This is a genomic window from Flavihumibacter sp., assembly GCF_036676075.1.
Lineage (GTDB): Bacteria > Bacteroidota > Bacteroidia > Chitinophagales > Chitinophagaceae > Flavihumibacter.
This window is the reverse complement of record NZ_JAKFDQ010000009.1, coordinates 220,460-234,932: the sequence shown is the minus strand read 5'-3', so window position 1 is coordinate 234,932 and position 14,473 is coordinate 220,460. Positions and strand designations below refer to the sequence as shown.

Genomic DNA, 14,473 nt, shown 5'->3' with positions numbered 1-14,473 from the left:
GATGAATATATCTGAACTGAGTTTAAGAAGGCCCGTACTGGCCATAGTGCTGAATATTGTTATAATAGTATTCGGCCTTATCGGGTATAAATTTTTGGGTGTGCGTGATTATCCTGCCATTGATCCGCCCATAGTGAATGTGCGAACCTCTTACCCGGGTGCCAACGCCGATATTATTGAATCCCAGATTACTGAACCGCTTGAAAAGGCTGTAAATGGTATTGCTGGTGTAAAAAACATAACATCAAGCAGCAGCCAGGGAACAAGTAATATTACCGTTGAGTTTGAACTCTCTATCGACCTTGAAGCTGCGGCTAATGATGTACGTGATAAAGTGTCGCAGGCAAGCAGGTCATTACCTGATGACCTTGACGCGCCTCCTGTTGTTTCCAAAGCAGATGCCAGTTCTGATTTCATCCTGGCCATGACGGTCCAGAGTAATACACGAAACCAGTTACAGGTTACAGAATATGCAACCAATAACCTGCTTGAAAGATTACAAACTATTCCGGGCGTAAGCGGAATACAGATATGGGGTGAAAAAAGATATGCCATGCGCATATGGTTTGATCCCTCCAAACTCTCGGCATACGGCCTCACTCCCGCCGATGTTCAATCGGCCCTCAGGGCCCAGAATATTGAATTGCCTTCAGGAAAGATCTCTGGCAATGCCACTGAACTTTCAGTAAGAACATTTGGTCTCCTTAATACAGAGGAAGAATTCAATAATATAATAATCAGAAATACCGGTGGTACAGATATCAGGTTGAAAGATATCGGGGAAGCAGTACTTGGCCCAGAAAACGAAGAAACGATTTTAAAGGAAAGTACCATCCCCATGATAGCACTGGCTATTATTCCACAGCCAGGTTCAAACTATGTGGCCATCAGTGATGAATTCTATAAACGATATGAACAGATAAAAACGGAAATTCCGTCAGACCTCACTACCGATATTGCTCTCGACCAGACGAAGTTTATCAAACGTTCCATTCTTGAAGTGGAGGAAACTCTTCTGATCGCAATTATACTGGTAATCCTGATCATCTATTTCTTTTTCCGCGACTGGATAATTGCCATCAGGCCATTGATTGATATCCCCGTATCGCTAATTGGCGCCTTCTTTATCATGTACCTGTTTGGATTCACTATCAATGTTCTCACCCTGCTTGCCATTGTACTTGCAACTGGTCTGGTGGTGGATGATGGTATTGTTGTGACAGAAAACATATTCAAGAAGATGGAAAAAGGGATGGGTAAATGGCAGGCAGCGAGAGAAGGTTCCAAGGAAATCTATTTTGCTGTTATTGCCACTTCCATCACACTTGCTGTAGTATTTCTTCCGATCGTTTTCCTGGAAGGATTCGTTGGACGGCTTTTCCGCGAATTTGGTATAGTGGTAGCAGGTGCGGTTTTGATATCTGCTTTTGTATCCCTTACTCTAACCCCGGTATTGAACGTAAAATTAACCCGAAAAAAACATAAGCACTCCTGGTTCTATAATAAGACTGAGCCATTTTTCAGGGGCATGGAAAATGGATATCGCAGAACCCTTTCTGCGTTTATGCGTGTTCGTTGGTTCGCCTTTGTGATCATTGCAATATGTTTTGGTGTCATCTATTTTATCGGAAGCAATATGCAATCGGAACTTGCTCCCATGGAAGATCGCAGCCAGTTCCGTTTATCAGTAACTGCTCCTGAAGGAACGGCATTTGATTATATGGATCGTTACATGGATCGTATAGGGCAGTTTGTTCTGGATAGTGTTCCAGAAAAGAAGGTAATGATAACGGTTACAGCACCTGGATTTACCGGATCGGGATCTGTGAATACCGGCTTTTTAAGGATGCTGCTCGTGGATCCTGAAGAACGGGTGCGTAGCCAGCAGGAGATAGTTGATATGGTTAACCGAAATCTTCCGCGCTTCAATGAAGGACGGGCTTTTGCCATACAGGAGCAAACAATACAGGTAAACCGGCGGGGGGGATTACCGGTACAGTTCGTGATACAAAACGTAAACTTTGAAAAGATCAGGGAAGTTCTTCCCAAATTTTTGGATGAAGCCAATAAAAGTGTTGTGTTTCAAGGCGTGGACGCGGATCTGAAATTCAATAAACCGGAATTGCGGGTGAACATAGATCGTATGAAAGCCAGCCAGCTGGGTATTTCCATTGAGGATGTATCCTCCACGCTCCAACTGGCATTAAGCAATCGAAGGCTTGGATATTTTACGAAGGATGGCAAGCAATACCAGGTTATTGGCCAGCTTGCAAGGAATGATCGGGATGAACCAACTGATCTGAAAGCTGTTTATGTTCGTAACAGCAGAGGTGAAAGTATATCACTGGATAATATCGTATCCTTTGAAGAAGAGACCACACCACCTACCATATACCATTTTAACCGATATAAGTCAGCTACAGTATCGGCAGGCCTCGCACCTGGAAAAACAATTGGTGATGGTATCGAAGAAATGCAGGCCATTGGTAACCGCTTGCTTGATGATAGTTTCAGCACTTCCCTTTCTGGTTCATCGCGCGACTTTGCAGAGAGTGCAAGTAATACCAGTTTTGCATTTTTGCTGGCACTGGGATTGATATTCCTGATTCTTGCTGCACAATTTGAAAGTTTCATTGATCCTTTCATCATCATGATCACTGTACCTCTTGCCATAGCGGGAGCACTACTATCACTTTGGATATTTGACCAAACCATCAATATCTTTTCACAGATCGGGATGATCATGCTTATTGGACTGGTAACAAAGAACGGTATCCTTATCGTTGAATTTGCCAACCATAAGCGAATAGAAGGGCTCGGGCGCACACCAGCGGTGATTGAAGCGGCTGTTAGCCGACTAAGGCCTATCCTTATGACCAGCCTGGCAATGTCACTTGGAGCACTTCCACTGGCATTATCACTTGGAGCGGCATCCACCAGCAGGATTCCATTGGGAATTGTTATTGTAGGGGGTATTATGTTCTCCCTGGTACTAACACTCTATGTGATACCGGCAATGTATTCTTATATGTCAACCCGCAAAAATGCGCAAAGCGAACTGGATTCAGCTGTTACAGTACCCGTATCAGCATAAACATATCTCTATGACTAGAACACTATTATTGTTTTCTCTTTTTTTTAGTGGTGTACAGGCAGTAATCGCGCAACAAATACTTACAGTTGACCAGGCGATTGCGACTGCTTTGAAAAACAATTATGATATCAGGATCAGCCGCAATGACTCCCTATCCTATTCAATAGATGAATCATATATCTATACTGCCTTTCTCCCTCAGCTGAACGGAACTGCATCTAAAAACTTCACCCGAAACCAGGATTCGCTCGCCTACAGAAGCGCCTCCAGGAAAGACACAGCGGGTCTTTCAACATCAAATAGTTTGAATTTTGGCGTTCGGCTCGACTGGGTTTTATTTGATGGTATGCGTATGTTCGCTACAAGAGACAGGATAAGGGAATTGGTAAAGCTTGGCGACCTGCAGGTGAAGGCGCAACTTAATAATACGATTTCGCAGGTACTTGTCACATATTTTAATATAGTTCAACAGAAACAACAGCTTAATGCCATTATAGAACAGAAAAGTATCAGCGAAGAAAGAGTTAAACTGGCAGACAGAAAGTTAATGGTTGGCCTTGGTGCAAAACCTGAATTGCTGCAGGCAAAAGTTGACCTCAATGCATTTACTTCCACTCAGTATAGACAAAATACCGTCATAGCCCAATTGAAAGAACAGCTCAATCAACTAATGGGTATCCAGTCGGGTGTTACTTATGATGTAGTGGATTCTATACCCATCAATGAGTCATTAACCCTCGATGAGGTTTATAAGAATATTGACAACTCCAATCCAGAGTTACAACTTGCCAAAAAGAACATTGAAATCTCGCATATAGGTTTGCGTGAAATAAGGGCAGGTTATTATCCAACAGTAAGTCTTAATTCCTCCTATAATTTCGCCCAGGTAAACAATACAAAGAACCTCAACCCTTTTGCACTCCCCTACCGGCAATCCGGTGGTCTTGTTTATGGGCTTACTGCCAATATCCCGATATTTAATGGCTTTACAGTAAACCGCCAGCTCAAACAGGCAAGGTTAAATATTTTCCAGCAACAACTGCAGTTAGACAACCAGCGTTTAATGATGGACGTTGCTGTTAAAAATGCTTTCCGCGATTATGAGTTACAGAAACAAAACCTGGTTCTGGAAGAAGAAAATATTCTGCTGGCCAAAGAAAATGTAACCATTGCATTGGAAAGGTTTCGGCTTGGCGTAAGCACCTATATAGAGCTTCGGGAAGCACAGATAAGTTTAAATGATGGTTATAACAGGCTCATTGCTGCCCGCTACAATGCTAAGGTGGCCGAAGTTGAACTTATGCGTTTGAAGGGAGAGATATTAAAGTAATTGTGCCCGACCTTTGCCGGAAGAATTAATTATTAGTAAAAAAACAGTTCTTTTGTGCAAGAACTGATCAAAAACATGGAAGTACAACCACAACAACCAGGAGGCAATCCCACATCAACACTCGTTGGAATAATTATGGGTTCCGATTCTGATCTTCCCATCATGCAGGCTGCTGCTGATATTCTTAAAGAGTTTGGAATAGGTTATGAGTTGACAGTTGTATCGGCCCACCGCACTCCACACAGAATGGTAGATTATGCCAGCACGGCGCGTGAGAGAGGCCTTAAGGTGATCATCGCCGGCGCAGGTGGAGCAGCCCATTTGCCTGGAATGGTTGCATCTTTAACCCCTTTGCCAGTTATAGGAGTTCCAATAAAATCTTCTAATTCTATTGACGGATGGGATTCAGTATTGAGTATTCTGCAAATGCCAAATGGAATTCCTGTTGCAACGGTTGCACTCAATGCCGCTAAAAATGCAGGTATTCTGGCAGCATCCATGCTTGGTGCTTTTGATAAAAGCATTGGAGATAGTGTAGCTGCATATAAAGCAGACCTTGAAGCTGAGGTAATCAAAAAAGTGAAGAAACTGAAATCTGCCGGACAGCCAAATGATTTTGACCACTAACTCTTTTGAATGGTGGTTGCCAGCATTCTTTGCGTTGCCGGATCCTTTTCTCCCTTTACACTACACAAAATAAATTTCTGATCAAGTAAAAGTGAATGATCATAAATATGGTTGAGAAACCCTGCCCCATACTTCGCATACCAGGGCATGAAATTGTCAACTCTTTCCTGGAGTCCATTATTAGGGAATAATGTCTTTCTAATAGTTTCTATCTGCCGCGACTGGTCACTGAATTTCCTTTTTTCAGCACGCAGTAATTTTTTCTCCAGGTTCTGTAACTGCTTTATCATCCGGGTTTCAAGTGCTGTTATATGCGTCAGGAGCGTGTTATCAACTTTTGTTCCAATTGACCTCAGGTGCTCATAAAATGCTCTTGTATCCCTTATCTCACTGGTAAGATGCACCTGCACGGCACTATCACGTTTAACCAGTTCATCAAGTAGCAGCCTTTGCTCCCGGAAAAAATCTTCCGGCACAAAATCGAGTTTAGCTATGCGCTCTTCACATTGCTCTTCGATAAGTAAAAATGAATTACGCAACACCTGCACCGGATAAGGTACTTTATAATGATGAAAAAGATCTTTTAGTTCCAGCCAGTATGCCAGTTCTCCACCCCCACCAACAAATGCAATATTTGGCATGATCATTTCCTGGTAAAGGCCGCGAAGAATTACATTGGGACTAAAGCGCTCCGGATGCAGTTCCAACTCTTTCAACAGTTCCTGCTCCGTAAACTTTATATCAGTATCCACTACATGAAAGAAGTCATCCTTTTTCTCAATCCTGTTTCGGATATCATCACGCAGGTAAAAAGTATTGATCTCGCGTGGATTCGCCTGTACCTTATAATTTTCTGCCAAACGCGAAGTAGTTTCAGCAACCACCTGCGACGGAATATGTCGCAGTAAATCATCCTTAAATACAGGCTCCATCTTTTTTTTCAATGCAGCATCATCAGGAACGAGAACAACCAGCCCGAAAGAAGAAAACAATTCATTAACCAAACGGAAAGTGGCTTCCTGTATATTGGAAGCCCCTATATATGCATTCCGAATAAGTTGCATAAGCTCTTTTCCATGGGGCTGCACAGATAATTCACCGTCAATACGGGCGATGAGTTTCTCTATACCGGTGGTTTTCATTCTGCCCACCGCTCCTTTCTGTTTGGTATCCCAAACCAGCTTTTCTCCATTCAGAAAAATCTTTCCCAGCTCTTCAAGGTCCGCATCTTCATTACCCAGGTAAAAAACCGGAACAAAATCATAAGAAGGAATAGTTTCCCTGAAATGATCAGCTAATTTGATCACATGAATGATCTTGTAAATAAAATAAAGGTATCCTGTAAATATATTAGGCTGATGGGCTGTGCAAATAGTGAAGGTGTTGTTATTACTGATTCGTGAAATATTCAATTTTACCGATTCGGAAGTGGGGATGCCTTCATATTGTTTTTGCAGGAAACCTACCAGGGCAGCACGATCTGTAGGAAAGTTCTGCCTTGCAGCGATGGCTGCCCTTATTCCCTCTTCTGATACAGGGTGTTCATAAAAAGAACGAAGCTCATCGCTTCCTGCTACATAATCAGTTACTATCTGGTTATAATATCCTGTCTGGGAATAATTTATTGCAGTGCTGGTACAGTCCATTATTTAAAAATTGTAGCGGATATGCGTCTTAACAGTGATGAACGATTAAAGTTATGAATTCTCTGAGCTTGTGGAAGGGTTTAACAATTCCACCACTAGTCAAATCGCTGCGGGTCAAACGCAGTTATATCCACGGATAATTGCTCTTCATTGGCAATTTCAGATACCAGCTTACCAGTGCCTGCTCCAAGGCTCATGCCTACCATGGCGTGTCCGGTAGCAATGATCATGTTATTGAATTGCCTGCTTCTGCCAATATAAGGAAGGCCGTCGGCTGAACAGGGACGGTATCCATACCAGATATCTTTCTCCGCCGGAAAAGGAATCTGGAACTCGGGAAGATAAGCTTTCACCGCATCGAGTATGCCAGCCACACGTTTCATTCGGGGAGGTTCATCCAGACCGGTTATTTCCATTGTACCTCCAAACCGGATCTTATTGCCGTCCATGGGCGTGATGGCAACTCTTCCTTCCATCAGGATGGCCGGATGATTCAGTTTATAAGGCGAATCTTCAAGTGTTACTGAATAACCTCTTCCGCCCACCAGGGGCAGTTTAAGCGATAATTTTGAAGCCAGTTCCCTGCTCCAGGATCCGGTAGATAACACAACTGTATCGGCAGAATATACACCCTTATCTGTGAGCACTTTTTGAATTCGTCCCTTGCTTTTTTCAAAACCTTTCACTTTTTCTCCCGTCTTAAAAACAACACCAATATCTCTCAGATATTTTTGCAATGACTGCATAACCTTATTAGGATATACATGTGAATCGGTCCGGAAATAGAGAGCGCCATTCATTACTAACCTGGTTTGGGGTTCCATTGCCTGTACCTCCGCCGCAGATAGCATCACTGCATCAATACCGAGTTTGAGCGCTTCTTCACAAGTGTGGTTAGCATGCTCCTCTTTTTCAGCAGTCTGAAAATATTCCAGTATGCCTTTCTTTTCATAAGCCATTTCCAGCTCCGGTATTACTTTCCAACTTTCATAGGACCGCTGGCTTAACAGCGCTATATCCCTCAGTGGAATGGCAGCAGCTTCCACTTTTTCTGCTGTAGCACTGCGGATGAATTTCAATCCCCAGTCTACCAGCGACCAGCTTAAACGAGGCTGAACATAAAATGGACTACGTGGATTTGTCATCCATTTCATACCCTGCCTGATAATACCAGGTGTTGCAAGTGGTATGAAATGAGAGGGACAGATATACCCTGCATTTCCATAACTACAGTTGTTAAGTTGATCTTCTTTTTCTATGACCGTTACTTCCCAACCCGATTGCTTAAGATAAAGTGCTGAGCTCAGGCCAATAATGCCAGCTCCGATTACAATTGCCTGCATAGTGATCAAATGTAAAACTCAAAACACAAAATTGATTTAAATTCGTAGGAAAGGATGCTTGCTATATGGAAACTTATGGAAGGATATTGCTGATCGCGATGCCTGCCTTTCTGCTTCTCGTACTTTTCGAGAAATGGTATGGCTGGAGAAAAGGCTTTGATACTGTCCGCAATATGGACATGATATCGAGTCTGAGTTCTGGCATCACAAATGTGACCAAAGATGTATTGGGATTGAGTATCGCTATCGTCAGCTATGGTTGGCTGGTGGAAAATCTTGCAATAGTAAGCGTGCCGGATGGATGGATGACTTATGTGGTAGCTTTCCTGGCGCTTGACCTCGCAGGATACTGGACCCATCGCATTGCGCATGAGTACAATTTTTTCTGGAATAACCATATCATCCATCATAGCAGCGAGGAGTTCAACCTGGCCTGCGCCTTAAGGCAAAGTATTTCTTCCATAGTAAAACTGTTTACCATTTTCCTCCTGCCCGCTGCTATTCTCGGCGTTCCTGAAAAAGTGATTGCAATCATTGCTCCCCTCCATCTTTTTGCCCAGTTCTGGTACCATACAAGGCATATTGGAAAAATGGGTTTCCTTGAAAAGATCATCGTTACTCCTTCCCATCACCGGGTACATCATGCACTCAATCCTGAATACCTCGATAAGAATTATTCCCAGATCTTCATTTGGTGGGATAAGCTCTTTGGAACTTTCCAGGAAGAACGTGAAGACATTCCCCCTGTGTATGGGATCACCAGACCCGTGCAAACATGGAACCCGATCCGCATCAATTTCATGCACCTATGGTTACTTATAAAAGATGCATGGCATACTGCAAACTGGCGTGACAAATTTCGAATCTGGCTGGCGCCAACGGGGTGGAGACCAAATGATATGGAGGAAAAATATCCGGTTCATAAAATTTCTGATCCTTACCATTTTGAAAAATACGATCCTGAATCATCGCCTGCACTGCAGGCCTGGAGCTGGTTTCAGATCACAGCATGCCTCCTGTTCATCAGCTATCTTTTTGGGAATATTGCTTCAATAGGAATGCCTGCCATGTTTATTTATGGACTATATGTTTTCCTGATGGTATATGCCTACACAGAGCTGATGGATAAACATTCTTCTGCCATAGTTTGGGAAACGATCAAGAATATACTGGGATTAGGTATCCTGTATTTCTACGGCGACTGGTTTGGTGCTTCCCGATATTCATCACTCGTTACGCCATTATTGCTATTATATTTTGTAGTGTCAACGGGCATTGTTGGCTGGTTTGTTTACCGTCACCGCAGCACGGGTCCAGTCATTGTTTAGCATCCTCCAGATTTGAAGTGGATTTGAATCCTGTAATGCTTCGGGAAGTAATGCATCGGGCCATGACTGAAAGCTTTGGGGCCGGCAGAACCTTTTGATGGCATCGGGACCAACCGCCGTAAACCGGCTATCAGTGGACGCTGGAAAGGGGCCTCCATGTTGCATACTCCAGCATACTTCCACACCTGTGGGAACGCCATTGAAGATCAGCCTTCCACAGGTTTCAGCAATTGCCCTTGTGATGGAATCATTATTCTTTAATTCTTCTGGTGTAGCCATGATTGTAGAGGTAAGCTGACCTTCCATCTGCTTTATTACCTTCATCATCTCCGATTGATCAGAACACCTGATTAGAAGTGTAAAAGGTCCAAACACCTCTTTATGCAACAATGAATTTTGAAGGAATGTTTTTGCGTCAACGCTGGCAACTGCTGCTGATCCTTCTCCATCACCGGCAGCTGCAGAACTTGATCCGGCTACTTCAACACCCTGCTGTGACAATGCCACAGCTTTATTTTTCGCATAGGCCTCAGCGATACCTGCATGCAACATTCTGGCCGGCGAGGCATTTGTTATGGCATCGCCCAAATACTTGATAAACCGATGCAATGCATCATCCTCTATACCTATGATCAATCCGGGATTGGTACAAAATTGTCCCACACCGAGTGTAACTGAAGCAGCATACATCTCAGCTATATCTTTTGCTTCAGCAGAAAGTTTTGCGGGAAAAAGATATACAGGATTTACACTTCCCATCTCTGCAAAAACTGGAATGGGAACCGGTCTTGTTGCTGCCCAGTCGAATAATTGTTTTCCTCCTGTAAATGATCCCGTGAATCCAACGGCTTTAGTTTCCGGATGCAATACAAGAGCCTTCCCTATATCAAACGAACGCCCATGTACATGCGAAAACACTTCTTTTGGGAGATCCGAATCAGCCAGGGCTTTATGAATAACAGCAGCAACCATTTCTGATGTTTCTGCATGAGCGGGATGTGCTTTAACAACAACGCTGCAGCCGGCAGCCAGCGCCGATGCCGTGTCGCCACCTGCGGTAGAATAGGCGAAAGGAAAATTACTTGCTCCAAAAACAACTACCGGCCCCAGAGGAACCATCATCTTCCGAATATCAGGCCTTGGTGGAGTTCTTGTTTCAATTGCCGTATCGATCCTTGCTTCAAGGCCATGGCCCTGTTCACAGGCATCTGCATAACTGTTAAGTTGAAATATAGTGCGAGCTCTTTCACCCCGCAGCCTTGCTTCCGGGAGATTTGTTTCCCGCATCGCAACCTGTATCAGTTCATCACTGGTTGATTCGAGTGCTGCAGCGATGTTACGCATCAGGGCAGCACGTTTTGAAATTGATTGTCTTTTATATTCTTCAAATGCAACCGCCGCTTTCTCCATCACTTCATTTATCTCATCAATTGTTGCATCAGCAAATTGCTTCATGTATTCCTGTTTTGATTGACTATTGTTCGGGAATATCGTCAATTTCTTTTATTTGCTGCGCACGCTCACTGATCCAGTCGCCGGGAGGACGATACTGGTACTCCGGATCATCCAGTACAAGCACCCAATCCTGACCAACTCCAAGTGTTGGAGGCGTAAGTTGGAGAAGGCCCCGCCTGTAAACTGATATCCCCCGAACCATCAGGCCGATCCTCGGATCGTACCACCAGATCTTGATATCATCACTCTTCATGAAACTGGTATTTACCGTAATGGTTTTGCCAACAGGCAGGTAAACCATTGCATAATCATTATTCTTTCCCCGAAAAGCAGTGATGAAATTGTCACCTTCTTCCTGCCCCTCCTTAATAATTGAGGGATCATAAACCCTTCCCATAAATGGCCGGCATTCTATCAGTTTGCGAACATAGCCTGCACTGAATGCACCCGGCCGGTCAAGTCCATCTTTCCAGTATAGACCCATTTGTCCAGCCCCGCTTTCAACAGAACCAGCGAATTGCCACACTGCCTGATTGCCATATCCCACACCCGATGCACCGGCAAAAACAGAACGATAAGCCTGCTTTCGCACATCGTAATCTGTAAAGCTTTTACCAGCTGTATTTCCAACAGGATGATCCTCAAAATTGATTCCTCCATCCAGTGTAGGTTTTGCTGAAGGCAGTTTGGTATCACGCTCAACCCATTGCCATACCGGCAGGTTGTATTTTTCATTTCCGCCATGGATCATATTCAGGTTCAGCCATGTTTCATTATGCAGGTATTGTGAGCTGCTTTTTTCACCGCTGGGGGGATAATAGGTGATAAAAGCCTTATAGCTGCTACCTTCCTGTAACCCTCTTGCCATGGCCCGCCAGATAGGAAGCCAGTCGGAAGCGTCCTTCACCGGGGGGCGGTCACCACCCAGTACCCAGATGATATTCTCATCGTTTTTATATCTTTCTCCAAGCCAGCGGCCATAGTTATAAGCATTTCTTGATGTAAATACGGCTGGACCGCTACCCCACCCTTCAGTCACTTTATCGCCCCAGGTTGGATAGAGGGCAACAAATATGTCGCGTCGCGCAGCAACTTTTACCGTGGTATCAACCAGTTCAAAATATCTTTCATTGGGAGCATTTGGGTTCTCATCAACCAGCGGCACAGATCCATAGCGGTTAAGGGCCTTCAGGCCATTGTTTTCGGCAAGGATAGCAGCCTGGATCACATTAAATCCCTTGGACTGCCGGTTTTTAAGATAAAGCCGGATCTCTTCAAAACTAAGTTTCTGGAAAATATCAAAGGCGGCATCACTTAGCCAGAAAAAGGGTATGTCTTTGGTTGTTTCAAGAAAGTGCGCGTCGCCGCTAACCCGCAGTCGACCATGCTTCCATCCTTCCTGCGCATGTATTTGAATACTCCAGGCACACAGGATCATTAACATCAGGTATTGGATTCTCTTCATCTTCCTCAATTTAACGCGGCCAAGTTAATGATTATACAAGGCTTTGCTTATATTGAATTACGTGAAAACACCTAAAATATTGTATTCAATGCGTTCTGTTATTGACTCTCCCAACTTTAAAGCCGGTGCTTTCCGAAATCTTTCAGAAACATCCGTGATGGCAGAAGACGCCAGTTACAGGAAAATGTTCTGGGATTTTTTCAACAAACCGGCTGATTCAAGTCCGGCAGAACCCCTTCCATCCATCAAAACAAACCTGCAAAACCTCAATAGCAGCAGTCCCCTCATTATCTGGTTTGGCCATTCCTCTTACCTGATACATTGCAATGGACTTAATATCCTTGTTGACCCCGTGTTCGATCGATCGGCTTCGCCGCTTCCATTTCTGGTAAAAGCTTTTGCGGGAACCAATATTTATGAGACCAACGATCTCCCACCAATCCACTACCTGGTAATAACCCATAACCATTACGACCATCTTAATAAATCCACCATCAAAGCAATGGCCCCCGCCTTGAAAAAAGTTATCGCACCATTGGGGTTATTCAGGCAGTTGAACAAATGGGGAATAGATAAAGCTGCAATAACAGAATTAGACTGGTGGGAAGATCATAAACTGGAAGATCATGTCAGGATCAGCGCAACCCCTGCCAGGCATTTTTCAGGAAGAGGAATCAAAAGAGGGGGCTCACTGTGGAATTCATATTGGCTTTCCCTTTTTGGAAAATCGATTTATATCGGGGGTGACTCTGGTTATGATACTCATTTCAGAGCTATAAGAGAAAGATATGGTGACGCGGATCTGTCAATTCTGGAATGTGGCCAGTACAATACTGCATGGCCTCATATTCATATGATGCCGGAGGAGGTGGTGCAGGCTCATCTTGACCTTGGAGCAAAGGCGCTGCTACCGGTGCATTGGGGTAAATTCGCGCTCGCATACCATGGCTGGAAAGAGCCGGTGAACAGGGTGACTGAGGCAGCGAATAAAGAAGGAATCCTTATCACTACTCCCATGATAGGCGAACCGTTGATCATTGATAATATATACCCTTCAGAACGGTGGTGGGAAATTTAGGTTATGAATAAAAAGCCGCGCAATCTTATTGCAGAACTTGAAAGTGATTTAATCTCTGCCGCAAACCATGAACTGGCTATTCCAATGGCAGGATATATGAAAAACAACTTCCTGTTTCTTGGCATCAAACAACCAGAAAGAAAGAAACTGGCATCCCAATTTCTTAAAAAAGCAGGTTTATTAGATAATAAAGAAATCCTTGATATTGCGGATGCTTTATGGGAAAAGAAAGAACGGGAATTTCAATATATAGCACTTGAATTATTATACAACAGCAGAAAAAAATGGGATAACAATTTCCTTCCGTTTTTCCTTGGTCTGGTTACAAGAAAACCCTGGTGGGATACAGTGGATTTTATTGCAACCAAACTTATCGGTGATTCGTTGGCTCAGGTAACTGAACCGGAAGAAATGAAAAGATTCACAGCATCAGCGGATTTATGGGAAAACCGCACTGCCATTCTATTTCAGCTCAATTACAAAGAGAAAACAGATGCCAGGTTTTTGTACCGGATAATCCGTAGACTTCTTCATAAAAAGGACTTTTTTATCCAGAAAGCAATTGGCTGGAGTTTGAGACAGTACTACCGGACCGATCCCAGATCAGTGGAAGAATTTGTAGAAGCTGCAGGCATAACCGGTCTTGCAAGGAGAGAAGCGATCAAGCATGCTCGTGGCAAATAATAAATACTTAATTTCTTTTTGCCTTAACCATGGCCGGAGTGATGAATTCCTTGTATTTATTGCCCCAACTATTTGTTATATAATTTACAACATCAGCGATCTCTTCATCAGGCAGGTAGCTCTGCTCAGGCATAAGGTTATGGTATACCTTACCATTTACTGTAATCTCCTCATGTTGCCCTTTAAGAATGATGGTGATAGCACGTTTCGGATCTTTCATCAAATAATCCGACTTTGCGAGCGGGGGGAATGCATCTTCCACACCGGCGCCATTATCCATATGACAACCCTGGCAGTTTGCAGTATAAACCTCCTTCCCTCTTGTTATACTTTGAGCCTTCGGATTCTGTATAAATGAACTCGCTATTAAAGCCAGAAGAACCACCAACCCTGACAAAATAAATATTTTCATATCCTCAATTT

The 14,473-nt window shown here is 43.7% G+C and carries 11 protein-coding genes; 6 read left to right on the top strand and 5 right to left on the bottom strand.

Annotated elements, in window-relative coordinates; genetic code table 11:
* The first annotated feature begins 1 nt into the window (after window position 1).
* The 3 genes from V6M43_RS09795 to purE are packed head-to-tail and all read left to right on the top strand — an operon-like array spanning window position 2 to window position 5,051.
* Window positions 2-3,094, top strand: coding sequence for an efflux RND transporter permease subunit (locus V6M43_RS09795; RefSeq protein ID WP_332734759.1), 3,093 nt, complete (start codon window positions 2-4; stop codon window positions 3,092-3,094).
* Between the two features lie 10 nt (window positions 3,095-3,104).
* Window positions 3,105-4,424, top strand: coding sequence for a TolC family protein (locus V6M43_RS09790; RefSeq protein ID WP_332734757.1), 1,320 nt, complete (start codon window positions 3,105-3,107; stop codon window positions 4,422-4,424).
* A gap of 54 nt (window positions 4,425-4,478) precedes the next feature.
* Complete coding sequence (gene purE, locus V6M43_RS09785; protein WP_332734755.1) at window positions 4,479-5,051, top strand: 5-(carboxyamino)imidazole ribonucleotide mutase; 573 nt, start codon at window positions 4,479-4,481, stop codon at window positions 5,049-5,051.
* Here the strand turns inward: purE and bshC are convergent.
* Together bshC and V6M43_RS09775 are read right to left on the bottom strand one after the other, a co-directional pair.
* Window positions 5,048-6,697 carry a bacillithiol biosynthesis cysteine-adding enzyme BshC gene (gene bshC, locus V6M43_RS09780; RefSeq protein WP_332734753.1) on the bottom strand — a complete coding sequence of 550 codons (1,650 nt, stop codon included), beginning with the start codon at window positions 6,695-6,697 and terminating at the stop codon, window positions 5,048-5,050. The two genes, purE and bshC, sit on opposite strands and share 4 nt — an antisense overlap.
* Window positions 6,698-6,792: 95 nt before the next feature.
* Window positions 6,793-8,040, bottom strand: a complete 1,248-nt coding sequence (locus tag V6M43_RS09775) for an NAD(P)/FAD-dependent oxidoreductase (protein ID WP_332734751.1) — start codon at window positions 8,038-8,040, stop codon at window positions 6,793-6,795.
* 65 nt (window positions 8,041-8,105) lie between these two features.
* Here V6M43_RS09775 and V6M43_RS09770 point away from each other — a divergent pair, with 65 nt between their 5' ends.
* Window positions 8,106-9,368, top strand: a complete 1,263-nt coding sequence (locus V6M43_RS09770) for a sterol desaturase family protein (RefSeq protein WP_332734749.1) — start codon at window positions 8,106-8,108, stop codon at window positions 9,366-9,368.
* Here the strand turns inward: V6M43_RS09770 and V6M43_RS09765 are convergent.
* Together V6M43_RS09765 and V6M43_RS09760 are read right to left on the bottom strand one after the other, a co-directional pair.
* On the bottom strand, window positions 9,306-10,823 hold the full coding sequence (locus tag V6M43_RS09765) for an aldehyde dehydrogenase (NADP(+)) (RefSeq protein WP_332734747.1): 1,518 nt from the start codon (window positions 10,821-10,823) through the stop codon (window positions 9,306-9,308). The two genes, V6M43_RS09770 and V6M43_RS09765, sit on opposite strands and share 63 nt — an antisense overlap.
* A 19-nt stretch (window positions 10,824-10,842) precedes the next feature.
* The gene (locus tag V6M43_RS09760) at window positions 10,843-12,288 is read right to left on the bottom strand and encodes a glycoside hydrolase family 140 protein (protein ID WP_332734745.1); all 1,446 of its coding nucleotides are present in this window, start codon (window positions 12,286-12,288) and stop codon (window positions 10,843-10,845) included.
* An 88-nt stretch (window positions 12,289-12,376) separates the two neighbouring features.
* Here V6M43_RS09760 and V6M43_RS09755 point away from each other — a divergent pair, with 88 nt between their 5' ends.
* Complete coding sequence (locus V6M43_RS09755; RefSeq protein WP_332734744.1) at window positions 12,377-13,366, top strand: MBL fold metallo-hydrolase; 990 nt, start codon at window positions 12,377-12,379, stop codon at window positions 13,364-13,366.
* A gap of 3 nt (window positions 13,367-13,369) precedes the next feature.
* On the top strand, window positions 13,370-14,050 hold the full coding sequence (locus tag V6M43_RS09750) for a DNA alkylation repair protein (RefSeq protein ID WP_332734743.1): 681 nt from the start codon (window positions 13,370-13,372) through the stop codon (window positions 14,048-14,050).
* A 7-nt stretch (window positions 14,051-14,057) separates the two neighbouring features.
* On the opposite strand, the gene V6M43_RS09745 is transcribed toward V6M43_RS09750, so the two are convergent.
* The gene (locus V6M43_RS09745) at window positions 14,058-14,462 is read right to left on the bottom strand and encodes a c-type cytochrome (RefSeq protein WP_332734742.1); all 405 of its coding nucleotides are present in this window, start codon (window positions 14,460-14,462) and stop codon (window positions 14,058-14,060) included.
* Between the last annotated feature and the right edge of the window lie 11 nt (window positions 14,463-14,473).